Below are 25,691 nucleotides of genomic sequence, written 5' to 3'. Positions count from 1 at the left end.
TGAACCGGGTCAGGAGTCGAAGCCGACGTCGAAGTACTGGTCGACGTTCTCCTTGGTCACCACGGCGGAGTAGGTGGTGATGGACGCGGGGATGTCGTGCTCGGCCATGTCGCCGATGCCCTTGGTCTGGCCGAGCAGCCGGGCCAGGGCGATCGCCGAGGACGACATCGACGGGCTGTAGAGCACGGTGGCCTTGACCACGCCGCTGTCGGCCTTGATCAGGTCCATCATGTTGCGCGAGCCCGCGCCGCCGACCATGACGAACTCGGTGCGGCTCGCGCTGTCGATCGCCGCCAGCACGCCGATGCCCTGGTCGTCGTCGTGGTTCCACAGCGCGTCCAGCTTCGGCGCGGACTGCAGCAGGTTGGCGGTCTGCTGCTCGCCGGACTCGGAGGTGAACGCCGCCGAGACGCGCGGGCCGACCGCGAAGCCCGCCTTCGCCAGGGCGTCCCGGAAGCCCTTGCTGCGCTCCTGCGTCAGCGGCAGCGAGTCGATGCCCGCGACCTCGCCGATGACCGGGCTGCTGATGTTCTTGGCCTTCATCTGGCTCGCGATGTACTCGCCCGCGTTGACGCCCATCCGGTAGTTGTCGCCGCCGATCCACAGCCGGTAGGCCAGCGGGGTGTCGAAGACGCGGTCGAGGTTGATGACCTGGATGCCCGCGTCCATGGCCTGCCGGCCGACCTCGGTGAGCGCCTTGCCGTCGAACGGCAGCACGACCAGCACGTCGACCTTGTCGTTGATCAGCGTCTCGACCTGGCCGATCTGCTGGTTGACGTCGTTGGTGCCCTCGGTGGCCTTGAACGTGACGTCCGAGAACCGGTCGGCCTGCGCCTTGGCGTTCTTCGTCATCGCGGCCATCCAGCCGTGGTCGGCGGCGGGCGCGGAGAAGCCGATGGTGACCTGCTTGCCCGGCTGGCTGTTCTCGCCGGAGCTGCCCGCGACGGCGTTCGGCGCGGTGTTCGCGGACTCGTTGGAGGTGCAGCCGGCCAGCACGGCGGCGGCGCCCACGGCGGTGGTGCCCCACAGGAAGCGGCGGCGGTCGAGTGAAGGCATGGCAGTACTCCCGGGCGTCGGTGATCGGGTGGGTCGGGGTGGATCGGGTGGGTCGGGTGGATCGGTGGATCTGGTTCCGGTGGGTCAGGTGGCGTGCGAGCCGCGGCGGCGGGCGGTGGTGCGCTGCAGGAGCACCGCGGCGACGATGATCACGCCCTTGGCGATGTTCTGGATGTCGGTGTCGAGGTTGTTCTGGGTGAAGATGTTGCCCACCACGGTGAAGATGAGGACGCCGATCAGCGTGCCGATCAGCGAACCGCGGCCGCCGCTGAGCAGGGTGCCGCCGATGACGACCGCGGCGATCGCGTCCAGCTCGTAGAACATGCCGTTGGTGGACGCGCCCGAGGTGGTGCGGGCGACGACCATGATCGCGGCGATGCCGCAGCACAGCCCGGCGATGCCGTACACCAGCGCGGTGTGCCGCCGGACGTCGATGCCCGCCAGCCGGGCGGCCTCGGCGTTGCCGCCGACGGCGAACGTGCGCCGGCCGAACGTGGTGCGGTTGAGCACCACCCAGCCGACCGCGAACACCGCGGCCAGCATCCAGATCAGCACCGGGACGCCGAGCAGGTCGCCGCGGAAGAACGTGCTGAACCCGGTCTCGGTGACCACCTGGGTCCGCCTGCCGGAGAGCCGTTCGGCCAGGCCCTTCGCCGACGCGTACATGGCGAGGGTGGCGATGAACGGCACGATCCTGCCGTAGGAGATCAGCACCCCGTTGACCAGGCCGCAGCCCAGCCCGACCAGCAGGCCGCACAGCACCATCACCACCGGCCCGTAGGCCTGGGTGGCGACGGTGGTCATCCACACGCCGGACAGCGCCACGATCGAGCCGACGGACAGGTCGATGCCGCCGCTGATGATCACGAACGTCATGCCGACGCTCACCACGCCGATCGCCGCGGCCAGCCGCAGCATCGTCGAGATGTTCGCCTCGGTGAGGAAGCTGTCCGGCCGGGTCGCGTACCCGACGACGCACAGCACGACCAGCACGCCGAGCAGGCCGGTCAACCTCAGGTCGAGGTTGCGCCGGCGCGGGCGCCCGCTCCCGGGTGAGGCGGTCTTCGGGTCGAGGACCCCGGTCTCGGTCACAGGACCTCCTCGGTCGCAACACCCTCGGTGACGGCGCTGCCCGCCATCACCATGTCCAGCACGGCGGACTCGGTCAGCTCGGCTGCCGCCCGGTCCGCCACCACTTCTCCGTCGCGCAGCACCAGCACCCGGTCGGCGAGGCCGAGGACTTCGGCGACCTCGCTGGACACCAGCACCACGGCCACGCCGGCCGCGGCCAGTTCGTGGACGACCCGGTACAGCTCGGCGCGCGCGCCGACGTCCACGCCGCGGGTCGGCTCGTCCAGCAGGAGCACCTTGCAGCCCCGGATCAGCCAGCGCGCCACCACGGCCTTCTGCTGGTTGCCGCCGGAGAACTCGGAGACGAGCCGCCTCGGGTCGGCGGGCCGCAGGTCGAGCCGTTCCAGGGTGGCCCTGGAGTCGTTCAGCTCACGTGCCCGGTCCACGAAACCGGCCCGGCTGTAGGCGGCCAGGCTGGACAGGGTCACGTTGTGCGCGACCGACAGGTCCAGCAGCAGGCCCTGCGCCTTGCGCTCCTCCGGGGCCAGGCCGATGCCCGCCTTGACGGCCGCGACGACGCTGCCCGGCCGGACCGGCTTCCCGTCGACCGCGATGTGCCCGGCGTCCGGCTTCCGCGCGCCGAACACGGTCTCCAGGATCTCGCTGCGACCCGCGCCGACCAGGCCCGCGATGCCCAGCACCTCCCCGGCGTGCACGTGGAAGCCGACGTCGCGGAACTCGCCCGCACGGGTGAGGCCGGTGACGGTCAGCACCTCGCGCGTGGTGTCCACGGTCGAGGCGTCGCGGTGCGGGAAGACCGTCTCGACCTTGCGGCCGGACATCAGGTCGACCAGCTCGGAGGTGGGGGTGTCGGCGGGGAGGTTCGCGGCGACCGTGCGGCCGTCCTTGAGGACGGTGACCCGGCTGCCGATGCGGCGGATCTCTTCGAGGCGGTGCGAGATGTAGAGGACTGCGACACCGTCCCTGGTCAGCTCGCCGACGATGCGGAACAGGTTGTCCACCTCGTCGGCGGCCAGGGCGGCGGTCGGCTCGTCCATCACGATCAGCCGGGCGTCGTGGACCAGGGCGCGGGCCATCGAGACCAGCTGCTGCCCGGCGGCGGACAGCAGGCCCACCTCGCGGTCGGGGCTGATCTCCGGGTGGCCGAGGCGCGCCATCAGCGCCTGGGCGCGGTCGCGGGCCGACCGGCGGCGAGTGAAGCCGAACCGGGTGGGCTCGTGGCCGAGGAACACGTTCTCCGCCACCGAGACGTCCGGGACGAGGTCCAGCTCCTGGTACATGGTGGCGATGCCGAGCCGCAGCGCCGCCACCGGCGACGGGAGCGCGGTCGGCGCGCCCCGCCAGGTGATCTCGCCCTCGTCCGGCTGGTGCGCGCCGGCCAGCACCTTGATCAGGGTCGACTTGCCCGCGCCGTTCTGGCCGAGCAGGCAGTGCACCTCGCCCTCGGCGACCTCCAGGTCGACGCCGTCCAGGGCGCGCACGCCGGGGAAGGTCTTGCCGATGCCCGTCATCCTGAGCAGGGTCATGCCGAGGCCCCTTCTGTCGGTGCGCTGCCGTCCCTCACGGGCACGACGGTCGGGTCGTCCGGCACGCGGCGCTGCGCCACCGGCGCCGCGCCCCTCCCGCCCGCCGCGAACCCGAGCGTGGAGGCCGCGATCCGGGTCCGCTCCTCGCGCCGGGGCGCGACCAGCCGGTCCTGGAGGACCGCGAAGCAGCCGCCGAGGACGATCTTCTGCGGGTTGAGCGGGGAGGCCAGGACGGCGAGGCCGGACACCGACGCGGCGGACGTGCGGTGCGGCGCGTCGCGGGTGCGCGCGTCACCGCGTTCGGCGCGGGTGCGCGGGATCGACATCCGCTCGCCGGCGCCCGGCTCCGGGTCGTGCACCCGGTCGTGGCGCGGCGCGCAGGCGTGCAGGAACGCGTCCAGCCCCACCCGGGTCTCCCAGCAGCCGCGTCGGCCGCAGGCGCAGCGGGTGGCGCCGAGCGGGACGTGCCCGATCTCGCCCGCGTGGTTGCGCGCGCCGCGCGCCAGGGCGCCGCTGGCGATGACGCCGGCCGTCACGCTGTGGTCGCCGGTCAGGTGGACGAGGTGGTCGACCGGGTCGGCGTCGTGCTCGGCGCAGGCGGCGAGGTTGGCGGCGTTGTCGACGTCGAGCCGGCGGATCGGCAGCCCGGTCCGCGCCGCCGGGCCGTCCACCGCGGAGACGTCGCGCCGGCGCAGCCGGTCGGCGGTGGCGGTGCCGGTCGCGCGGTCGGCTCGGTCGGGGACGGCGACCGCGACACCCGCCCGGCCGGCCGTCGGCACGTCCCTCGGCACCCGGCCGGTCAGGTCGGCGAGCTGGTCGGGGACGTGCTCGGGCGCGGTGGTGTCGCAGCTGGTCCGGCGGCGCAGGCGCACCTCGCCGGTCAGGTCGGTGACCGTCGCGCCGAGGTGGCCGGGCCGCACCTCCAACCCGATGCCGCAGACGGCGCCGGCGCGGAGCCGGACCGGTTGGCCCGGCCTGCCGCGGGTGGTCGTGGCGCCGGCGGTTTCGGTCAGATCGCGCCGTTCGAGATTGGCCAGGAGGGGCGCGACGGTGGCCTCGGAGAGGCCCGAGCCGGTGGCCGGCTGGGCGCGCGAGAGCGGGCCCCGGGTGCGGAGGGTGCGCAGCAGCAGGGCGAGGTTGTCCTCGCGGCTGCCTTCGGTCTGCGCCCGCATCGGTGCTCCGACTTCGTTGGTGAGTCGATCGAACGAGGTGGTCCAGCTCACGTTCGGGGGTGAGTTGCGGCCGATCCTGACAGTTGGGCGTGCGGCATGACAAGAACTTCGGCGGACTTTTGTCGGTTCGTTGCAAAAGTCGGCCGTCTTTTGACAGAAGCTCGGCATTGCTTTCGCGAATACCAGGGCGTGCGAAATGCCCGGCCGGTAACGCGGTGTGCACGACCTGCCGGTCGGCCGAGGAACGGGCTGAGGTCAGCCGGCCGGGGAGAAGGCGCGGTCCGTCCCGGACCAGGCCGCGCCCGTCACGCCGGCCAGCTCGCCCAGCTCGGAGAGCACGATCGGCAGGTTGCCCGTCGCCAGCGGCAGGGAGCGGCGGTAGACCGCGCTGCGGACCTCGGCCAGCAGGGAGTGGCCCAGGCGGGAGACGCCGCCGCCGATCACGACCATGCCCGGGTTGAGGAAGCTGACCAGCGACGCGACCACGTGGCCCAGCCGCCGGCCGCCCTCGCGGACCAGGTTGGCGGCGGCGAAGTCGCCCGCGGCGGCGGCCGCGCCCACGTCCTCGGCGGAGAGGACGCCCTTGGCGTCCAGGGCGGTGGAGAGGGCGACGGAACGGCCGCTGCGGGCCAGGGTGGTGGCGTCCCGGGCCAGCGCCGAACCGCCGAAGTACGCCTCCAGGCAGCCGACCTCGCCGCACGCGCACGCCGGGCCGAAGTCGTCCAGCTTGATGTGCCCGATGTCGCCCGCCGTGCCGGCCACGCCGCGGTAGACCCGCCCGCCGAGCACTATCCCGCACCCGATGCCGGTGCCGACCTTGACGAAGATCAGGTCCTCCAGGGACCTCGCCACACCGGCGTGCCGCTCGCCCAGCGCCATCGCGTTCACGTCGTTGTCCACCGTCACCGGGCAGCCCCAGCGGCCGGCCAGCTCGTCGCGCACGGGGTAGCGGTCCCAGCCCGGCATGATCGGCGGCGCGACCGGCATGCCGTCGCGGAAGCTCACCGGCCCCGGCAGGCCGATGCCCGCGCCGACGAGCCGGCCCGACGCCTTGGCGTAGACGACGTCGGCCAGCTCGGCGACCCGGCTCAGCACCTCCGCCGGGCCGCTGCGCACGTCGCACTCCTCGCTGCGGCTCTCCAGCACCTCGCACCGGCCGTCGGTGACCGCGACCGTCACCGAGGTCGCGCCCACGTCCACCCCGAGCACGCGCAGGTCGTCGGCCAGGTGGACGAGCGTCGACCGCCGCCCGCCCCGGCTCGCGGCCGGTCCGCCGACCTGCACCAGGCCGACGTCGACCAGCCTGGCCAGCTCGGCGGTCAGCTTGGCCCGGGGCAGCTCCAGCCGCTCGCCCAGCGCCACCCGGGACATCGCGCCCTCGTCGCGCAGCAGCGCCAGCAGCTCCGACTGCCTGCCGGAGACCACCCGCGGCTGCTGGCCGCTGCCCGTCGCGCTCATGGTGACAACTTACGGCCACCGGCCCTCCGGGTGTGCGGCCGTCGGGGCCGGGCGGTGGCGGTCCCCACCGGGGATCTTCACTCGGTCGGGTGAGACACTGCGACTCCACCGCAGTCAAGGGGGACACGATGCTCTCTCCGGCCACGAACGTGCTGCACATGCACCAGAAAGTCACCTTGATGGTGAACCGCTACGAGGTCTTCGAGGACCACGGCGGTGAGCCCGGTCAGCTCGTCGCGTTCGTCGAGCAGAAGCGGATGGCGTTCAAGGAGCAGGTGACGATCTACACCGACGCCGGCCGGAACCAGGTGCTCGCGGGCTTCCGGGCGCGCAGGGTGATCGACCTCGGCAGCGGCTACGACGTGGTCGACGGCAACGGCCAGTCCATCGGCCACTTCCGCAAGGACTTCGGCCGGTCGCTGACGAACTCGACCTGGCACCTCGACCAGCCGGGCGCGCCGACGGCCACCGGCAGCGAGCGCAACGCGGGCCTGGCGATCCTGCGCCGGCTGTGGGGCTTCCTGCCGTTCGTGAACAACATCCCGTTCCCGTTCCGCTACCACTTCGACTTCACCCGCGGCGGGCAGCCGGTGTTCAGCGTGGACAAGAAGACCTGGGTCCGCGACCACTACCTGATCCGGATCACCGACCCGCACGTCGACCGCCGCGTGGTGATCGCGCAGGCCGTCGCGGTGGACGCGCTCCAGTCCCGGTAGCGCGGCAGGAGGCCCGGCGCGAGCGCCGGGCCTCCCCCGTCACGCTGCGGTCAGCCGACCCGGCAGGTCAGGCTGGGCCACGTCCAGTTGCCGCCGTGCTGGACGGTGAAGCCGAACACGTTGCCGTTGCCGTTGGGCCGCGCGGTCATCACCCGACCGCTGGAGTCCCACGTCGGGCTGGTGTTCCAGGTGGCGATGACCTTCTGCGGCGAGCTGAACGCCACCGTCACCACCCAGTCGTCGGAGCCTGAGACGGTCACCTGGCCGTTGAAGCGGTCGCTCCACTTCGAGCCCTCCGCGTAACTGGCGGTGCAGCTGTCACCGCCGGGCGGGTTGGTGGTGGTCGTGGTGGTCGTCGTCGGGGTGGTCGGGTCGGTCGACGGCGAGCCGCTGTTGAGGGCGTTCAGCGTCGAGGTGTACGCGGCCTTCTTGTTGCCGCTGTTGTCGAACAGCAGCGGTGTGCCCGAGGCGCGCCAGGAGTCGCTGTCGCGGATGCCCCAGACGGTGATGCCGGTGCAGCGGGCGACGGCGAGGCAGGCCTTGACCACGCGCTCGTAGTTCTGCGCCTGGGTCGAGCCCGAGCCCTCGATGTCCAGCTCGGTGATCTGCACGTCCACGCCGAGGTTGGCGAAGTTCTGCAGGGTCGTCTGGTAGTTGCCCGGCACGGGGCTCTGGCTGTTGAAGTGCGACTGCAGGCCGACGCAGTCGATGGGCACGCCGCGGGACTTGAAGTCCTGCACCATCCGGTAGACCGCCTGGGTCTTGGCGTGCGTCCAGTCATCGGTGTTGTAGTCGTTGTAGCAGAGCTTCGCGCCCGGGTCGGCGGCGCGGGCGGCGCGGAACGCGGCCTCGATCCAGTCGTTGCCGGTGCGCTGCAGGTTCGAGTCGCGACGCGCGCCGGAGCTGCCGTCCTGGAACGCCTCGTTCACCACGTCCCACGAGTGGATCTTGTCCCGGTAGTGGGTCGCGACCTGGGTGACGTGGTTGAGCATCGCGTTGCGCAGCGCGGTGCCGGACATGTTCTGCATCCAGCCCGGCTGCTGCGAGTGCCACGCCAGCGTGTGCCCGCGGACCCGCTTGCCCTGACTGGTGGCCTGGTTGACGATCCGGTCGCCGTTGGCGTAGTTGAACTGGTTCTGGTTCGGCTCGGTCGCGTCGATCTTCATCTCGTTCTCGGCGGTGACCATGTCGAACTCGCGGTTCAGGATGCCGACGTAGGTGGAATCGCCGAGCTTGTTCGCGGCGACCGCCGTGCCGAAGTAGCGGCCGGTCCGGTTCGCCGCCGCGGCCAGCGTGGCGCCGGGGCCGGGCGGCTGCGTCGTCGTGGTGGTGGTCGTCGTGGTGGTGTCGGTAGTTGTAGTGGTGGTGTTGCCCGGCCCGTCGGTGAGGGTGGGGGTGGTCCAGTCGCGCCATTGGGAGAGGTTGCCGGTGGCTTTGCTGTGCATGGTGACGCCGCCGGTGAAGGTGCCGGTGTTGCGCAGGAATTTGCCGATGGCCTGTTGGAGGGGGGCGCGCCATTCGGTGCGGTTGGCGCAGTGGTTTCCGTCGGTGACGTTGGAGTGGTAGAGCAGGTTGTTCTGGGCGCCCAGGGCTTTGTAGACCTCGGCGCCGCCCAGTGCGGCCACGGATGCCGATCGCGGGCCGAGGTTGGCGATGTGGGGGTTGTCCATGACGAACAGGCCGCGTGGAGCCACCATGGCGACCAGGGAGTGGGTGTCGAGGGGCAGGCCGTTGGGGTTGGCGGTGTAGGAGCCGAAGGCGTCGCCGAACCAGGGCTGTTCGCCGTAGGCGCTGGACAGGGTCTGGCCGCCTTCGGCGTTGACGCCGCGGTAGATGGGCAGGCCGGCGGTGCCGGACTCGATCGGCATGGTCAGGGCGACGCGCTGGTCGAACACGCCGGCGGCGAAGGCGCCCTTGCCGAAGCGGGAGCAGCCGGTGACGCCGATGTCGGCGCGCAGGATGTCGCCGCCGTGGGCCTGGATGACGTCGATGATCCGGGACACGCCCCAGGCCCAGGCCATGAGCAGGCCGGTGCCGCTGGTGTTGCCGTAGAGGGTGTAGAACGCGCCCTGCTTGTTGTTGCGCGGGGTGCCCTCGCGGCCGACCGAGTAGGGGTCGAAGCTGATGGTGGCCGCGCCCGAGGCGCGGATCGTGGCGACGTCGCCGCCGAACCCGCCGTAGACGATCACCGCCGGGAACGGGCCGGTGCCCGAGGGCAGGGTGACCTCGGCGGAGAAGCTGGCGCTGCGGCCGTTGTGCGAGACGTTGACCGTGACGCGGCTGCTGGTCACGCTGCCGGTGACGGTGGTGGGCTTGGCCGGCTTGTCGCCGTAGACGTAGCGCTCGGCGGTCTCCCGGATCTCCGCCCGCCGGCACCGCCAGTCGGACTTGGACGTGATGCGCTGCCCGTTGAGCCTGGTGAACGGGTCGGGCAACCGCGAGGTGGACGGGAACGACCCCAGCAACGTCACCGGGCAGTCCGCCCCGTCGTCCTCCACCCCGGCCGACGCCACGACATCCCCGACGGCATCGACGGCGGCGGCGGTCGTGGACCGCGCCACCGCCGTCAACGTCCCGGCCAGCGCCAACGCCGCCACCGCGAACACGACCACCGCCGAGCGAACTCTCAAGCGGCCTGAACTGTTGATCACCAGGGCTCTCCTTTGAGACAGGGTGCGGAGACGGCGACACCGATCGACGGAAACGGCCTAAAGTTTCGAACCGTTGAACGAAAGATGTCAATGCACCAGACGCCAATTGCGCCTTCACCGGTCTCACTTGGAGCTAGTGCTAGGCCAGAAGGAGGAGGTTGCACCCGGTCTACCTGGATCGAGTCAGCGCGCCCGGCGTTCAGCACCAGGCTCCCCAGAGCCGAAAGTTTCGATCAGCGGTGCTCCACCCGGAGCCGCCCGCGGTCACCACGCCGCGGGCGCGGTGCGGACTCGGGCAGTGCTGCACGAGTCCGCACCGCGCGACCAGACCGACGCGGGCGCTGGTTGCTCAACGGCACCGCGCCGAGACGGGCCAGACCGCGTGCGCGGTCCCCGTCGTGTCCGTTGCGCACCCGGGCACGGCACACCGGGACTACCCCTTGATCCGGATCCCAACACCCGATCGGGGACTCGGGTATCGACGCCGTATTCCAAGCCGGGATCGGGTCGTTCACCCTGGCTAACCCTGTTGGCGGCCGACTACTGCGGAGAGCGCACGCGCCGTGCGCGCCTCCGGGTGGAACTCGTCACCGGATCGTGTACCTAGTGCTGCGGTGCGGTCACGTGTGGACTGGCCTGAGTGGCGGCGAAGGGGTGCACACCATGATCGACACGGCAGCGGTGGCGGCGTTGAAGTTCCAGGGCGACCCGATGGCCGACGCCGTGATCGCCGACCTCGTCGCCACCGGCCGGGTCGGCGAGGTGAACCGGGTGCTGGCGCACTTCCGCGCCAACGACCAGCCCATCCCGGACGAGCTGCCGGACGTGGTGCGCGAGTTCCTGGTGGCCACCGACGACCCGCCGGGGTGGGCGGACCCGGACCGCGTCGCGCGGGCGTACGACTTCTTCGTGGACGACGGCGTGCACGTCGCCTCGGTGCTGTCCTTCGGCGCGATGGTGAACTGCTACGCCCAGCCGCGCACCTCGCGGGTGCTGACCCTGACCCACGGCCTCAACCAGCCGCACCGGCGGCTGTCGGAGACCTCGCAGTTCGTGATGAACATGATGAGCCGCGACGCGTTCGGCCCGGCCGGCGCGTTCGTGCCGACCATCCAGAAGACCCGGCTGATCCACGCCGCCGTGCGCCACTTCCTCACCGCCTCCGGCCGGTGGGACTTCGAGGCCGACGGCACGCCGATCTGCCAGCAGGACATGGTCGGCGGGCTGCTGATCTTCTCCGTGCAGGTGATCGAGGGGATGCGGCGCATCGGCATCTCCGTCACCGAGGAGGAGGCCGCCGACTACTACTACGTCTGGCGCGTCACCGGGGCCATGCTCGGCATCCCCGTCGAGGCGCTGCCCGAATCCCTCGACGGCGCCCGCGAGCTGAGCGCCGCCCTGGTCGAGGCGACCTACGGCCCGTCGCCCGAGGGCGTGGCGCTGACCCGGCACCTGCTCGCCCTCTACGAGCGGCTGGTGCCCGGCAGGGTGTTCGACGGCATCGTCGCCGCCATGGTCCGCCAGGTCGTCAACCCCGAGGTGGCCGACTGGATGGAGGTGCCGCGGGCGCGCGGCTGGACCGGCCTGGTGCGCACCGGCGCGCGACTGGTCCGCACCCTGGAGCGGGCGGAGGACAACAGCGCCCTGGCCAACACCATCCTGGACAAGGCGGGCGCGATGCTGCTCGGCGGCAGCGTCCGCAACCTCACCAACGGGCAGTCCACCACCCTGACCATCCCCTCCGACCTGCGGGAGCGGTGGGGCGGGACGTGCCCGGCGCACGTCGCGGCGGACCGGTCGGACGGCTAGGGCCCGCAGAGCCGGCCGGTCCGGCCGTGGGCTCGGTGATCCGGCGGGTGCGGCAGGGCGCGTCCGGCTGAGCGAGTCCCTGGAGATCGGCCGAAGGGGCGGACTTGCGGGCAGCGGTGGCGCGGCACCGCCGGGCGGTCGTCAGCGCGATGTCGTCGGGCACCACGGGGCGCGGTGGAGGTCGACGTCCGCGCGGTTCGGGTAGTCGCCGCACGACGCCAGCACCGCGGGCGGCTCGCCGTCGGCGACCCGCAGCACGGCCGTGAACTTGTCGATCGGGACCTGGCCGCCGGCGAAGTCGATCACACCGCTCTCCCCCGACAACGCCCGCGGCCCGCCGATGTCGCTCATCTCCTTCCAGACGTGCCCCGGCGACACCGGGATCGGGCCGAGCTGGATCATCGCGTGCACGAACAGGTACAGGGCGTCGTAGGTCAGCGCGGCGTGCCCGTCCAGCGACGGGTTCGCGTCGCCCTCGCACTGCTCCGGCACGAGGTCGCGCAGCGTCTGGTGCATTTCGGTGGCCGCCTGGCAGCCCTGCGCGCCGATCGCGAACGACACGTACTCGAACGGGATCTCCGGGTGCTGGCCGCGCAGCGTGTCGTCGGCGGCGTAGCGGGCGATGTCGTCACCGGCGACCAGGACCGGCGGGTCGCTCTTGCACCCGGCGCTGACGCCGTCCAGCAGCTTGCCGAAGTCGGCGGGCCGGCCCGCGAAGAACACCACCTCGTCGTCGCCGACGTCGCACAGCGCCTGCCCGAGCCGCCTGGCGCCGGAGCCCTGCCCGCCCGAGACCGGCTGGTAGGGCTCCTCGCGCACCCGGAAGCCCTGCTCGCCGAACCGCGCCGCCACGTCGGCCCGCAGGTTGGCCGCGTAGAAGTCCTGCTCGTCGTCGGAGTGCACGATCACCACTCCGGCCCGGTCCGGGTGGGCCGCGCGCACGTGCCGCGCCGCGACCCGCGCCTGCCGGTCGTTGGTCGGCGAGACCTGGAAGTACATCCGGGACGCGGTGGGCATCGCGTCGTCCGACAGCGTCGCGGCGACCACCGGCAGGCCGATCCCGCCCAGCTCGGTGATGGTGTTCCGGGTCGGCGTGCTGCTCAGCGCCATGCCGAGCACGCCGACGATGCTCCTGTCCCGCTCCACCATCGCGCGCAGCTTCCCGGCGAGCGCGCCGCCGTGCTGCATGGCCGAACCGGCGTTGCTGAGCAGCACCCGGATCAGCGGCTCGTCGGCGTCGGTGCGGTCGAGCAGCCTGGCCTGCCTGGCCGCCACGCCGACCAGCCGCGCGGTGTTGCTGGCCAGCACGTCCCGGGCCGCGCCCATCGCCGACACGTACACGACGGTCGCGTACGGGCGGTGCGGGTCGCGCGCGTGCGCCTCCAGCACCCGCCGGTTCTGGTCCACGATCAGCTGCTGGACCCGGTTGAAGCGCTCCAGGTCCTCGCCGTCGGCCTGGCCGAACAGCGGGACGAGGCCGGTGGTGACGCCGACGCAGTCGTCGTCGTGCCGTTCCAGGGTGTGCGCGTCGGGGTTGTCCCGGTCGAGGCCGCAGTGCTGGTGCCGCCACAGGTCGTTCGCGGCGACGATGCCGCGCACGTGCCGGTAGCCGACCGTGGCCACCGACGCGAGCAGCACGAACGCCACGATCATGAGCACGGACGTGCGCGACCACACCGGGGCGGGCCGCACGGACAGCGTGGCCGTCGGCGGCACGTCGCCGCGCACGATCGTGACGTCGGGCACCCGCAGCGGCAGGAACCAGGCGGTGGGGCGGCGGGCGCGGCTGTCGGTGGCCAGCCTGCGGGCCCACGTCTCGTAGGCGTGGCTCGCCTGGCTCACCGGCGTCGGCTCGCGCTCGGCGGCGGTCTCCGCGTCCGGCGGCACCTTGGCGCTGCCGCTGATGATCACCAGCGGGTCGAACGCGCCGGTGTCGTTGCGGACGTCGTTGACGACCTTGAGCAGGGAGTAGCCGCCGTTGTCGCGGCGGATGCCGTCCAGCAGCACCACCGGGTACACCGTGCGGCGGGCCGACCTGATCCGCCACCACGACCGGCGGTAGGTGCGGCGCACGTCCTCCAGGAACGCGTTGACCAGCAGCTTGACCAGCTGGCCGGTGTCCTCGCGCGGCTCGGCGCTCCGGCCGGGCACCAGCGCCGACGTCAGCCGCTCGGCGAAGCCCATGAACGTGCCCGGGTCGTGCGGCGCGAGGTAGGGCTGGCGCAGCAGCCACCGGTACTCGCTGCCCGGCACCAGCCCGCGCAGCTTGGACCGGAACAGGAAGGACGGCACCAGCCGGACCACCAGCCGCACCCACCACGGCGCGGTCTCGGTGGCGGTGTCCAGCACTTCCCGGGGCATCAGGTCGTCACCGCTGTGCCGCCGCAGGTCGCGCTCCCGCAGCCGGGTCAGCAGGGTCGCGGCCGACTCCGGGTCCGCGCCGTCGAGGCGCTGGTTCATCAGCCAGTAGACCAGCTCGAACCGGCGGAACCCGTGCCGCCCGTAGCGGCCGTTGACGTCGGAGGACAGCTCGCGGGCGACGCTCACCAGCACCGAGCCGACCGCCTCCAGCGCGGACGGCTCGGGCACGCCCGCGTCCGGCTCCGGGTCGGGGAAGCGGTGGTGGGCGTGCGGCACCCGGCCGGGGTGCGCGCCGCGCAGGTGCGCCTGGAGGGCGCCGAGCAGGCCGTCAGCCGCTCGGCCGCGGACCAGGCAGACCAGCGGCATCCCCCGGTCGCCGCCCGTCCGCGCGCCCGAACGGCGGCCGGGCAGCTCGCCGAACCTCGGCCGCTCCGTGAGGTCCTGCAACAGCTTGACCAGCTCGTCCACTACCTCGACCGACGAAACCCGTTCCCCCGCACCCCGTTCGACCACCGGACTCCTCGCGCCCCACCAGCCCCGTCGCACCCCGCCGGCGTGACGCGGGGGTTCGACCCTAGCCGCGGCGGATCACCGACCTCGGGCGTTTCGACAGCGTTCCCCCGGTCGATGCAGGCCGTTGCCGTTTTGACACCGGAGTAATCCCCTGCGCGACGGACAGTGACGACGATACCGAGGAAACGTGACGAGGGTCACCGATTGCGGTCCATTCCTTGCCTCGCCAAAACACGAACGGTTACGTTCTCGGCCGCAGATCACGGTTCCATCACCGAAGGGACACGGGCCCGACATCCCCCGGAACGGCCCACGTCCGCCTGGATCCCCCGCCAGGTCCGGTGACGGAGTTCCCCGACCGCAGGAGGCTGCACCCTTGGCTCGGCACGTCCGTCACAAGAACAAACCCGGGCAGACCACGTTCCGGGTGCCGCCGCCCCCGCCCGGCTACCAGGGCGCGCACCGGGCCGAAGCGGAGAAGGTGCTCCCCCGCCGCATCGCCAGCGTGGCGGTGGCCGTCGGCATCGTGTCCGGCTCGGGAGCCGCCGCCTACGCGATGAGCGGGTCGTTCAGCCCGATGGCGGGCGGCGCGGACCTCGGCGGCGTGCCGGACGACACCATCCGCACCGGCAAGGTCGAGACGGTGCACGCGGTGGACCTCGGTTCGGAGACCGCCCGGATCATCCGCCAGGAGCAGCTGGCCGCGCTGCACACGTTCAACCAGGCCAGCGGCGTGGCGCAGGACGGGTACGCGGCCCGCAAGGCGGCCGAGGAGCAGGCGGCCCGGGAGGCGTGGGAAGCCGCGGAGGCGCGCAAGCCGCCGAAGCAGCGCGAGATCGAGGGCTGGATCCGCGAGGCGATCAAGGTCCTCGCCGCCAACGGCACCCCGATCACCGAGGACAGCCTGGACGAGATCTACACGATCATCATCAAGGAGTCCAACGGCAACCCCAACGCCGTCAACACCTGGGACTCCAACGCCGCCCGCGGCACACCCTCCAAGGGTGTCATGCAGTGCATCGACCCGACGTTCCAGGCGTACAAGATCCCCGGCTACGACGACATCTACGCGCCGGTCGACAACATCATCGCGGGCGTCCGCTACACCTACGCGCGCTACGGCGGCTTCGGCGGCCACCCCGGCCTCGCCGGGATCAACGCGGGCACCGGCTACGTCGGTTACTAGTCCAGCCCTCGATCGACGTCCCGCGCCGAGCCGGGGTCCCCCGCGTTGGGGACCCCGGCTCGCGCCCGCCTCACCCCAGGCGGAAGTCGGCCACCCGGATCGCCGACGGCGTGGTGCCGCTGGAGCGCACCTGGTACTGGAACGACAGCACCCCGTCCACCGCCACCCGCGACGTGTCCACGTTGACCTCGCCGAACGCGTTCATCGACGGCTGGTCGAACACCAGTGTCCAGTCGGTCCACCCGGCGGCCCGGCTCGCCGAGACGATCCGACCGCGCGGCATCACCAGGTAGGCGTTGTCGGCGCGGTCGAACACCAGCTTGGTCCGCTGGGTGCTGCCCGGCGGCACCGGGACCTCGCGCTTGGTCCACGTGCCGTTCGCGTTGCGCACGACGTGGAACGTGCGGCCGTACTGGGTGCGCTGCTGGGCGTAGTTCGAGACGCACTGGGTGAACCGGCCGGGCACGTAGCTGATCACCACGTGCGGCGTGCCGGTGGAGTCGGCGCCCTGGGCCTCCTGGTTCATCAGGCCGTGGTTCGGGTCGAGCGGGTCGGCGACCAGGCCGGGCGAGCCGACCGACACCCGCGTGCCGCCGGTGGTCCCGACGACGGCGCCGGCCGCGTTGCGCCAGGTCCGGCCGCGGTCGTCGCTGTAGACGTACCCGGTGTCGTGGTTGGTCAGGCCGCCGGGGTCGCACAGCACGCCCGCGTTGCCCTCGCGCCAGGTGAACGCGGCGTGCAGCCGGCCGCGCCGGTCGTAGGTCAGGCCGTGCAGGTACATGTTGCGGGTCGTGGACACGACGCCGTTCGGACCGGTGTGGTTCCCGGTCGCCGACGACCACGCGCCCAGCTTCCGCCACGTGCCGCCGGTGTACTCGGCCAGCTCGTTCACGCCGTTGCCGGACCCGCCGGTGCGGTAGCTGAACTGCAGCGCGCCCTCGGGCGTGACGACGAACTGCGGGTACGTCATGTTGCCCAGCTCGACGCCGCCCAAGGTCCGCTGCACGGTCCCGAACAGCGACGGCGACCACGGGTGCGAACCCGGCTGCGACGCCAGTCCCGCGACGGACTTCGAGTAGTGCAGCCGCGTGTTGTGGGTGTCCATCGCGACGTGCAGCACGCCGTCCTGGGGCGAGATGCCCAGTGAGATCACGTTGTGCGAGTCGTTGGCGCTGAGCCGGTGCGGCAGCACCGCCTTCTGCCAGCTGCCGCCCAGCGCCCGCCGGGCGACGACGGCGTTGCGGCTGGACGTGTACCAGGCCGCGTACTGGTGGCCGTTGTAGGTGATCAGGGCGTCCTGGAACGAGTTGTTGTTGACCAGGCCGTCGTACGACACGAAGTACAGCGCGGACGGGTCGAGCTGCGTGTCGGACAGCAGCGTCACGCCGGGGGCGGCGTGCGCGGCGACGGGGTGCACCAGGGAGAGGGCCAGCACGGCGGCGGCCACGACCGGCGTCTTCACCGGACCACCCCTTCGACCTCGAACGTCTGCACCGCGCCGGCGGCGAACGGCGCCCGGAGGGCCTTGCCGGCGACCCGCAGGTCCTGCCGCCTGGTGTACCGGTCGCCGGGGCCGGAGGTGAGCGTCGACCACCGGGTCACCACGCCGTCGGGCGCCTGGCCGAACCGGGACAGGTCGAACGTCAGCGTCTGCGCCGAACCGGTGTTGGCCGCGACGACCACCAACCGGCGCGCGGCCGGGTCGTGCGCGGCGACGGCGTAGTCGACGCCGGTGCCGAGGATCGTCATGCCGGGCCGGATGTGCCGGGTGAACTGGGCCAGCACGTACAGCTTCGTCTCCACCGCGCCCGGCTGGCCGGAGCCGCCGTCGTAGCGGATCGCGCCCCAGCCCGCGGTCGGGTCCATCACCTGCCAGTAGCACCACGCGGTCGGCTTGAGCCAGCGGAAGTCCATCAGCAGGCAGCGGGCCGTCTGCAGGCCCGAGCCGTCGCCGTCGCCGTGCTCGGAGTTCCACAGCGCCTTGCCCGACGCGCGCACGTCGTTGCCGAGCAGGTCGCGCCGACCGCCGAGGCCCTGGTAGCCGTGCACGTTGACCTGCCGCACCCGGCCCTTGGTGGTCTGGTCGAAGCTGTTCCAGGTGGTGCGGGCCAGGTCGTAGGACGTCTCGTCGGAGGCGGAGATCCCGGTGCCGGTCAGGCCGAGGCGGTCCAGCTCGGCGCGCAGGTGGCCGATGACGCCGCGCTGGGTGGTGGCGTCGACGTGGCAGCCCTCCTGGGTGCCGTTGGCGTGCCAGTAGGCGGAGGACGGCTCGTTGAACGCGTCCACGGTCCGGAAGTCGACGCCCCACTGGTCGCGGGCGCGGCGGGCGGTGACGGCCAGGTGCAGGGCGTGCTGGCGGTGGTTCCACGGCTGGAGGTTGTTGTCACTGGCGTTGGCCGCGCCCGAGGGGTTGTGGTTGTTGCACATCCACCACATCGGGGAGTTGGCGAACAGCTCGCTCATCGCGCCGCGCCGGGTCGCCTTGACCAGGGCGGCGCGCTGCTTGGCGTCGGCGTTCCAGTTCCAGGCGGAGGAGGCCGGGTCCTCGTTGGTCCAGTCCTGCCAGAAGCCCTCGACCTGCTTGAAGCGCGGGATGTTCGGCGAGGCGACCATGCGCTCGCCGCCGACGGCGTTCCAGCTGGAGGCGCCGAGGTTGTAGCGGGCGATGTTCAGGCCGAGGCCGGGCAGGGCCGCGCCGGCGTAGGTGACGGTGTTCGTGGTGAAGAACAGGTCGGCGAAGTCGTCGCGGTCGCCGAACACGGTGCTCCACCACGCCAGCGAGGTGCCCCAGCCCTCCCACGTGCCCTGGCCGGCGGCGGGGTCGACGCCGACGGTCGCGTCGGCCGCGGCCACGCCGGCGCCCAGCGCGCCGCCCGCGACCGTCGCGCCGGCCGCGGCGAGCAGGGCCCGGCGGCTGAGCTGTCCCGGTGATCGCATGGGGAACTCCTAGTCAGGTGTGGGGTTCGGGCGACGGCGGGCGGTCGGGGGGAGCTGCTGTCGTTCCCCCGCTGGAGTGCTGAACAGCACTCCAGTCCGTGGCATAGTCCGAGGTCAACGAATCGAACAGGAACGATCACAGTCGATCGGGACCGAAATGCGACTGGCGGCGCAGCGGCGTGAACTGATCCTCGCGGCGGTGAGGGCCCAACGGGTGGTCCGGCTCGCGGACCTGGTGGACCAGCTCGGTGTCACGGCGGTGACGGTCCGCCGCGACGTGACCGCGCTGGCCGACCAGGGCCTGGTCTTCCGCGTGCACGGCGGCATCACCGTGCCCGGCCACGGCGACCCGCCGCCGACGTCGGCGCGCACCGCCCACCTGCTCGTGGGCATGGTGGCGCCGTCCGAGGACTACTACTGGCCGGCCGTGATCCAGGGCGCGCAGGCCGCCGTCGCCGCCTCGGGCGGGCGGTTGGCGCTGCGCACGTCCTCCTACGACGCCGCCGAGGACCGCCGCCAGGTGGTGAAGCTGCTCGAACGGGGCGTGCGGACCCTGCTGGTCGCGCCCAGCACCACCGGACCCGCCGGGCTGGACCTGGTGCGGTGGCTGAGCGGGTTGAGCGTGCCGGTCGTGCTGATCGAGCGGATGCCGCCGCCCGAGCTGCCGGCGATCGGGCTGGACGCCGCCGTCACCGACCACGCCTCGGGCGCGGGCCTCGCCGTCCGGCACCTGGCGGCGCTCGGGCACCGCGGTGTCGGGCTGGTGCTGTCGCGGCGCAGCCCGCACCAGGCGGCGATCCGGGCCGGGTGGTCGGCGGCGGTGTCCTCGCTGGACATGCCGGTGGACGGGACGCCCGCGGTGGAGGTGCCGCCGTACGGGTCGCCGGGGTGGGCGTCGGCCTGCGACGAGGTGCTGGACCGGTGCGCGCGGGCCGGGGTGCGGGCGTTGCTGGTGCACGCCGACCGCGAGGCCATCGGCCTGCTGGACCGGGCCCGCGACCGCGGTCTGGACGTGCCCGGCGACCTGGCGGTGGTGTCCTACGACGACGAGGTCGCCGCCGCCTCCGACCCGCCGCTGACCGCCGTCCGGCCGCAGAAGCACCGGCTCGGCGCGCTGGCCGCCCAGCTCGCCCTGGCACGGGCCGCCGACCCGCTCGACCGGCCCGCGCACCGCGTCGCCCTGTGGCCGAGCCTGACCGTCCGCGAGTCCTGCGGCGCGTCCCGGAACTGCCCGGAGTAGGCGCGCAACCGCCTGACGGCCGCACCGCTGCCGCCGTTCAGCGACTGAACGAATGATTGCCCGCCGATCGACACCGCACCACGATGGGCACCGGACGCAGAGGAGGCCGCGGTGGGCCGGTATCGGTTGCACGTCAACGGCGAGCGGCGCGAGGTGGACCTGCCCGCCGACACGCCGCTGCTGTGGGCGTTGCGGGAACAGCTGGGCCTGCTCGGCCCCAAGTACGGCTGCGGCGTCGGCGCGTGCGGCGCGTGCACGTCCCTGCTGGACGGCCGGGCGGCGCGGCCGTGCGTGACGACCGTGGCCGAGTCCCAGGGCAGGCGGGTCACCACCATCGAGGGCCTGTCCGACGACGGCGACCACCCGGTGCAGCGCGCCTGGCTGGAGCTGGACGTCGCGCAGTGCGGCTACTGCCAGCCCGGCCAGATCATGTCGGCGGTCGCGCTGCTCGCGGCCAACCCGGACCCGGACGACGCGGAGATCGACGCCGCGCTGCGGGACAACGTGTGCCGGTGCGGGACGTACGCGCGGGTGCGCGCGGCGGTCCGGCGGGCGGCCGAGATCGAGCGGGGTGACCGGTGAGCGTCAGCAGGCGCGCGTTCCTGGGCGGCGCGCTCGTGGTGTCCGTGCCGGTGGTCCTGCCCGGCCTGGCCGGGGCGACGCCGGCGGAGTTCGCGCCCAACGTCTTCGTCCGGCTGGACGGGCGTGGCCGGATCACCGCGACCGCGCCGAAGCCGGACTCCGGGCAGGGCGTGCGCACGCTGGTCGCGCTGCTGGTCGCCGAGGAGCTGATGGTCGAGCCGGACGACGTCCGGGTGGACCAGGCGCCCGGCGACACGGCCCGGTTCGGGTCGCAGGGCGTCGGCAACTCGTTCTCCGCCCGGCAGCTCCACGAGCCGCTGCGCCGGGCCGCGGCGACGGCCCGCTGCCTGCTGGTGGCGGCGGCCGCGCGGCGCTGGGGCGTGCCGGTCGAGGAGTGCTCGGCGCGGGACGGCGCGGTCCACCACGGCCGCCGCGTGCTGCGGTACGGGAGCCTGGTGCGCGACGCGGCGGCGCTGGACCCGGCGACCGTGCCGGTCGAGCTGACCCCGCCCGCGCGGTGGCGGCTGCTGGGCCGCACCGGGTCCGGCCGGGTGGACGCGAAGGCGATCGTGACCGGCAAAGCCCGGTACGGCATCGACACCCGGCCGCCCGGCTCGCTGGTGGCGGTCGTGCTGCGACCGCAGTGGATCGGCGCGGTGGTCGACTCGGTGCACGACGGCGCGGCGCTCGCCGTGCCCGGCGTGGTCGCGGTGACGGCGCTGGACCCGGCGACGTCCGGCCAGGGCGGTGTCGCGGTGATCGCCCGGTCGACCCCGGAGGCGTTGCGCGGGCGGGCGGCGCTGCGCGTGACGTGGCGCGGCGGCACGCCGACCGCGGACAGCAGGCAGTGGCTCGCGGAGCTGGAGGCCGCGCTGCCCGCCGCGCCGGCCGCGCCCGGCCCGGTGGCGTTCGAGGCCACCTACCGGCTGCCCCTGCTGGCGCACGCGCCGATGGAGCCGATGAACTCCACCGCGCACCTCACCGACACCGGCCTGACCGTGTGGACGCCCACCCAGGACCCCGGTTCGCTGCGGTCGACCCTGGCCCGGCAGTTCGGGCTGGACCCGGCGACCGTGCGGGTGGAGGCGACGCTGACCGGCGGCGCGTTCGGCCGCCGGATCGAGCCGGACCCGGTGCTGGAGGCCGTCGCCTGCTCGCGGGTGGCGAAGGCGCCGGTGAGCGTGCTGTGGACGCGGGACGACGACATGCGGCACGACTCGTACCGGCCGATGTCGGTGCACCGGCTGTCCGCCGTGGTCGACGCCTCCGGCGTGCCGACGTGGCGGGCGCACGCCGTCGCGACCTGGCCGCTGAGCGTCCTGCCGTTCTTCAACAACCCCGCCATCGTCAAGGCCAGCGGCGACCACTTCCCGTACGGGGTGGCCGGTCAGGTGGACGTGGTGCTGCGGAACGCGCCACTGCGGACCGGCTTCTGGCGCGCGGTCTACGCCGGGCACTTCCAGTACGCCGAGGAGTGCTTCCTGAGCGAGCTGGGGCACCGCGCCGGGCTCGACCAGGTCGACCTGCGGCGGCGGCTGCTGCCCGCCGACTCGCGGCTGCGCCGGGCGTTGGACGCGGCGGCGGCGCGGGCGGGCGCGACGCCGTCCGGCGCGACCCGCGCGGTGGCGTGCCACGACGACTATGGGTCGGTGATCGCGGTCATCGCGGACGCCGTCGACGGCCGGGTCCGCCGGGTCACCGCGGCCGTGGACGTCGGCCCGGCGCTGCACCCGTCCGGTGTGCGGGCGCAGGTCGAGGGCGGCGTGATGGACGCGGTGTCGACCGTGTCCGGCGCGCAGATCACCGTGCGGGACGGCCGGGTCGTGCAGTCGTCGTTCCGCGACTACGCGTGGGCGCGCATCGACCAGGCGCCGGACGTCGACGTGGTGATCGTGCCGTCGGACGCGCCGGTCGGCGGGCTGGGCGAGCTGGCCTACCCGCCCGCGGCGGCGGCCGTCGCGGTCGCCACCGGGCGGCCGGTCACCGGGATGCCGGTCGGGGTCGAGGTGGGCTGAGCCGGAGGTCGGGCAGCCGCTCAGGGTCCGACGTGGACGTGCGACGCCCACAGCTCGGGTGACGACGGGTTGGCCGCGCGCACGCCGCGCACCGCCGCGTGGAGGGCCGACGCCGGGTCGGCCCCCGCGGCGAGGGCGGTGTAGAAGTCGGTGGCCAGCGTCATGGCGACCTGGTCGCGCACCTCCCACAGCGTGCCGACGACGTGCCGGAACCCGGCCATCCGGCACGCGCCCGCGATGTGCAGCGCCTCGTCGTCCAGGTCTTCGTGGGCGATGTTGGTCGCGCAGGCGGACAGGTAGGCGAGCTCGGCGTCATCCAGTCGCAGGCGGGCGATGTCGGCCACCGTGAGGGGGTGGGTGGCGTGGTCGGCGAGCACGAGGTGACCGGCTTCGGTGCCGTCCGCGGCGCTCACGGCGTGGCAGGCGAAGTGGACCACGTCGTGCCGGGGCAGGGCGTCGAGCACGGCGGCGCGCACCGCCTCGGTGTCGGTGAGGACCTTGGTGCGCGGGAAGAGGCGGGCGACGGCGGCGGCTTCGTCGCGCACGCCGGGCAGGTTCGAGTAGCCGGGGGTCGTGGGCATCGCCACGACGAGCGGGACCGGGCCGGCTGCCGGGGGCCGGGCGGTCGGCAGGTCGGCCGGGCTGCGCGCGATCGGCGGGTCGGCCAAGCTCTGGGCGGTCGGCAGGTCGGCTGCCGGGGTTCGGGTGGTCGGCGGATCGGCCGGGCTGCGTGCGACCGGCGGGTCGGTCGAGTCGCGCGCGGTCGGTGGGTCGATCAGGCTGCGCACCGTCGGCGCGTAGGACGGGATCACCCGGTCCGGCACGTGGTCGTCGGGTGAGTCGCGGCGGCCCGCCGCGTGCAGCGGCAGCCGGACCAGCGGGCCCGTCGGCACCCACCACAGCCGGGTGTCGGGCGGCAGCGGGCCGAGGGTGTCCAGGACCGGCTCGGCGACCGCGTGCCACAGCCAGTCCAGCGTCTCGTCGATCGTCCGCCGCGCCTCCTCCTGCACGTCCGGCGGCAGGAACGGGTGGCCGACCCGGACCGCGGCGGAGTGGAAGGCGTCGGCCCGGCGCGCGGTGTCCGCGAGGTTCAGCAGCGGCAGCGGCGCCGCCACGACCCGGCCGCCGGTCAGCAGCAGGGCGTCGCAGCGCAGGCCGCTCACGTTGACCACCACCACCGGCCCGCGGTCGGCCACCGCGGCGACCAGGTCGGCGGCCTCCGGCGGGCGCAGGAACCGCTCGAACCCCGGCTGCCGGCGGATCGCCTCCAGCAGCCGGTCCCACTCCTCGGCCAGCGCGTGCCGGTCCTCGCCCGACAGCGCCGGCCCGGGCGCGGGGGTGAAGTTGACGTCCTCCGGGCGGTCCAGCGCGGACCGCAGCTCCTCGAACCGGCGGGCCAGGTCCGGGTCCAACCCCGGTGGCGCGGCCCGCGGGTCGAGCGCCCGGCCGAGCAGCACGCCGCGGCCGTGCTCCAGCAACCGCAGGGCGTGCGCCGGGTCCCGCCGGGCGATCGCGCACGCCGCCGCGTCCCGCGCCAGGCCGGTGACCGCGGCCAGCTGCCGCTCCCGGTCCGCGCGGGTCACCTTGTCCGGCGCCAGCCTCGGCAGCAGGTCGACGGCGAGTTCGAACGGCGCCGCGACCTCCGCCCAGTCCGCGCCGCCCGCCAGCGCCGTGGTGGCCCACCGCCAACCGGCCGCGACCCGCGCGTGCGCCGGCGCGACCGGGTCCTCGGCCACCTCCCGGTAGCCCGCGACCGACTCGGCGCCCGCCGCCGCGTCCCGCTCGACCACCGCCTTGAAGCCCAGCGCCGCCGCCAGGCCGAGCACCGCGCCCGACCGCAGCACGTGACCGCGCGGCACCGCCGCCACGGCTTCCCGCGCGGCCCGGATCGCGCCGTTCAACGCGGCGCGCTCGGCCCTGGACCGCCCGGTCCGCACGTCGGCGCCGGCCCGGCGCGGGTCGACGTCGCGCAGCCCGGACACCCGCATCAGCTCCAGCCGCCTGATCCCGGACCGGGTGAACAGCCGCTCGGCGCGGTTGGGGTGGCCGGCGGGCGTGTCCCGCACCGCGGCCTCGATCAGCTCGTCGGCCTCCGCCAGGTCGACCGGGCGGTCGGCCGCCTGGTAGCGGTTCAGCAGGACGAGCGCGAGGTTCGACTGGAACCTGGCGCGCAGCGGGTGGCCGCGCGGCGTCGCCACCAGCGCCGCCCGCGCCCGCTCGGCCGCCTCGTCCAGCAGCGCCACGTCGCGCGTCGAGCGGTACCGCAACCGCAGCGCCTCGGCCAGGTTGGCGCGGGTCGCGGCGAGGACGTCGCCCTCCGGGGCGGACGCCAGGGCCTCCCGGTACACGTCGACGGCCTCCGCCAGCGCGGAGGAGTCGTCGTGCTCCAGGTGGTGGGCGATCAGCGCGTCGGCGAGGTTGTTCAGGCGACCCGTCCGCGCCGGGTTGCCCGGCGACGTCGCGGCGAGGGACCGCCGGACCAGCGCCGTCGACTCGGCCAGGTCCTCCGGGTCCCCGGTCCGCCGCCACCGCAGCCGCAGCACGCCGGCGAGGTTGGCGCGGAACGCCGGGTGGGCCGGGGTCTCCTCGGCCGGGTACAGCGCCAGCGCCTCGCGGAACAGCCCGACGGCCTGGTCCAGGTCCGCGGCCGCGCCCGTCCGCTCGTAGCGCGACCACAGCGAGATGCCGAGGCCGTTCGCGGCGGCGCTGCGCAGGTCGACGTTGCGCGCCAGGGCGAGCACCTGCTCGAACACCGCGATGGCGTGCTCCAGGTGCTCCACCCGGCCGCTGCGCTCGTACGCCGCGTGGTGGTCCTCGGCCTGGGTGGTGGCGGTGTGCAGGAGGTGGTGGGCGGGCGACCCCCACGCGTCCGGGATCGCGTTCACCGACCTCGCCCGGCGCCCGGGTCGGTCGGCCGGTCCGGCTCCCGCTCCAACCGCGCCGCCAGCGCCTCGCCCAGCGGCCCGCCCGCGCGCCGGAACCACCGCGCGGCCTCGGCGTTGCGGCCCTGGCTCATCAGGTACGTGGCCAGGTTGGCCATCGCGTCGTCGTTCCCGGCCTCGGCGGCCTTGCGGAACCACTCGGCGGCCTCGGCGTGCCGCCCGTCCAGCTTCAGCGTCACGCCGAGCCGGTTCATCTCGGCGGGCGACCCGCCGGCCGCCGCCTGCCGCGCGGCGGTCACCGACGGCATTTGCCGCACCGTCACCTCGGGACCGCGGAAGACCTCGTCACCCGGCGGCTCCGCGCGCCGCCGCCACCAACGGAACCTCACGGGTCCTCCTCACCGACCGCGACCCGGACCGCGACTCCCACCGCGACCCGGACCGCGATCCGATTGCGGGAACGTCCAGGTTCCCGCAATCGGATCACGGTGACAA

Annotated in this window: 16 protein-coding genes and 1 pseudogene; 6 read left to right on the top strand and 11 right to left on the bottom strand. The window is 73.6% G+C overall.

Annotated elements, in window-relative coordinates:
* Window positions 1-9: 9 nt before the first annotated feature.
* From AB0F89_RS20105 to AB0F89_RS20085, 5 genes are all read right to left on the bottom strand, one after another.
* Window positions 10-1,056, bottom strand: a complete 1,047-nt coding sequence (locus AB0F89_RS20105) for a substrate-binding domain-containing protein (protein ID WP_367138384.1) — start codon at window positions 1,054-1,056, stop codon at window positions 10-12.
* 84 nt (window positions 1,057-1,140) lie between these two features.
* Entirely contained in the window at window positions 1,141-2,073 is a 933-nt protein-coding gene (locus AB0F89_RS20100) for an ABC transporter permease (protein ID WP_367138936.1), read from the bottom strand.
* A gap of 71 nt (window positions 2,074-2,144) precedes the next feature.
* Window positions 2,145-3,674 (bottom strand): sugar ABC transporter ATP-binding protein, encoded by a 1,530-nt coding sequence (locus AB0F89_RS20095; RefSeq protein ID WP_367138382.1) that lies wholly within the window; start codon window positions 3,672-3,674, stop codon window positions 2,145-2,147.
* The gene (locus AB0F89_RS20090) at window positions 3,671-4,846 is read right to left on the bottom strand and encodes an ROK family protein (protein ID WP_367138380.1); all 1,176 of its coding nucleotides are present in this window, start codon (window positions 4,844-4,846) and stop codon (window positions 3,671-3,673) included. Before AB0F89_RS20090 ends, AB0F89_RS20095 begins: the two co-directional genes overlap by 4 nt.
* Before the next feature lie 255 nt (window positions 4,847-5,101).
* A complete protein-coding gene (locus AB0F89_RS20085; protein WP_367138378.1) occupies window positions 5,102-6,304 on the bottom strand; it encodes an ROK family protein in 1,203 nt (400 codons plus the stop codon).
* A gap of 128 nt (window positions 6,305-6,432) precedes the next feature.
* On the opposite strand from AB0F89_RS20085, the gene AB0F89_RS20080 reads away from it, so the two are divergent.
* Window positions 6,433-7,020: a hypothetical protein gene (locus AB0F89_RS20080; RefSeq protein ID WP_367138377.1), complete on the top strand. Its 588-nt coding sequence runs from the start codon at window positions 6,433-6,435 to the stop codon at window positions 7,018-7,020.
* Window positions 7,021-7,070: 50 nt separating this feature from the next.
* Here AB0F89_RS20080 and AB0F89_RS20075 read toward each other — a convergent pair.
* Window positions 7,071-8,318 (bottom strand): annotated as a pseudogene (locus AB0F89_RS20075) (endo-1,4-beta-xylanase); the annotation flags it as partial.
* Window positions 8,319-10,334: 2,016 nt separating this feature from the next.
* Here AB0F89_RS20075 and AB0F89_RS20070 point away from each other — a divergent pair.
* Window positions 10,335-11,480 (top strand): oxygenase MpaB family protein, encoded by a 1,146-nt coding sequence (locus tag AB0F89_RS20070; RefSeq protein WP_367138375.1) that lies wholly within the window; start codon window positions 10,335-10,337, stop codon window positions 11,478-11,480.
* Between the two features lie 141 nt (window positions 11,481-11,621).
* On the opposite strand, the gene AB0F89_RS20065 is transcribed toward AB0F89_RS20070, so the two are convergent.
* On the bottom strand, window positions 11,622-14,354 hold the full coding sequence (locus AB0F89_RS20065; protein ID WP_367138373.1) for a hypothetical protein: 2,733 nt from the start codon (window positions 14,352-14,354) through the stop codon (window positions 11,622-11,624).
* 376 nt (window positions 14,355-14,730) lie between these two features.
* Between AB0F89_RS20065 and AB0F89_RS20060 the strand changes: the two genes are divergently transcribed.
* Complete coding sequence (locus AB0F89_RS20060; RefSeq protein WP_367138371.1) at window positions 14,731-15,540, top strand: transglycosylase SLT domain-containing protein; 810 nt, start codon at window positions 14,731-14,733, stop codon at window positions 15,538-15,540.
* Window positions 15,541-15,610: 70 nt separating this feature from the next.
* Here the strand turns inward: AB0F89_RS20060 and AB0F89_RS20055 are convergent, their stop codons facing one another.
* Complete coding sequence (locus tag AB0F89_RS20055; RefSeq protein WP_367138369.1) at window positions 15,611-17,002, bottom strand: BNR repeat-containing protein; 1,392 nt, start codon at window positions 17,000-17,002, stop codon at window positions 15,611-15,613.
* Window positions 16,999-18,477, bottom strand: a complete 1,479-nt coding sequence (locus AB0F89_RS20050; protein WP_367138367.1) for a hypothetical protein — start codon at window positions 18,475-18,477, stop codon at window positions 16,999-17,001. Before AB0F89_RS20050 ends, AB0F89_RS20055 begins: the two co-directional genes overlap by 4 nt.
* A gap of 157 nt (window positions 18,478-18,634) precedes the next feature.
* Between AB0F89_RS20050 and AB0F89_RS20045 the strand changes: the two genes are divergently transcribed.
* From AB0F89_RS20045 to AB0F89_RS20035, 3 genes are all read left to right on the top strand, one after another.
* A complete protein-coding gene (locus tag AB0F89_RS20045) occupies window positions 18,635-19,717 on the top strand; it encodes a substrate-binding domain-containing protein (protein WP_367138365.1) in 1,083 nt (360 codons plus the stop codon).
* Window positions 19,718-19,828: 111 nt separating this feature from the next.
* Window positions 19,829-20,299, top strand: a complete 471-nt coding sequence (locus tag AB0F89_RS20040; protein WP_367138364.1) for a (2Fe-2S)-binding protein — start codon at window positions 19,829-19,831, stop codon at window positions 20,297-20,299.
* Window positions 20,296-22,314, top strand: coding sequence for a molybdopterin cofactor-binding domain-containing protein (locus AB0F89_RS20035; RefSeq protein WP_367138362.1), 2,019 nt, complete (start codon window positions 20,296-20,298; stop codon window positions 22,312-22,314). The genes AB0F89_RS20040 and AB0F89_RS20035 overlap by 4 nt, the downstream gene beginning before the upstream one ends.
* A 20-nt stretch (window positions 22,315-22,334) precedes the next feature.
* Here AB0F89_RS20035 and AB0F89_RS20030 read toward each other — a convergent pair whose 3' ends face one another.
* Together AB0F89_RS20030 and AB0F89_RS20025 are read right to left on the bottom strand one after the other, a co-directional pair.
* A complete protein-coding gene (locus AB0F89_RS20030; RefSeq protein ID WP_367138360.1) occupies window positions 22,335-25,199 on the bottom strand; it encodes a CHAT domain-containing protein in 2,865 nt (954 codons plus the stop codon).
* Complete coding sequence (locus AB0F89_RS20025) at window positions 25,196-25,585, bottom strand: tetratricopeptide repeat protein (RefSeq protein WP_367138358.1); 390 nt, start codon at window positions 25,583-25,585, stop codon at window positions 25,196-25,198. The genes AB0F89_RS20030 and AB0F89_RS20025 overlap by 4 nt, the downstream gene beginning before the upstream one ends.
* Window positions 25,586-25,691 lie beyond the last annotated feature (106 nt).

Origin of the sequence: Saccharothrix sp. HUAS TT1 (genome assembly GCF_040744945.1) — a bacterium.
Lineage (GTDB): Bacteria > Actinomycetota > Actinomycetes > Mycobacteriales > Pseudonocardiaceae > Actinosynnema.
The sequence above is the reverse complement of the archived record's forward strand: the minus strand, read 5'-3'. Positions and strand labels throughout refer to the sequence as shown.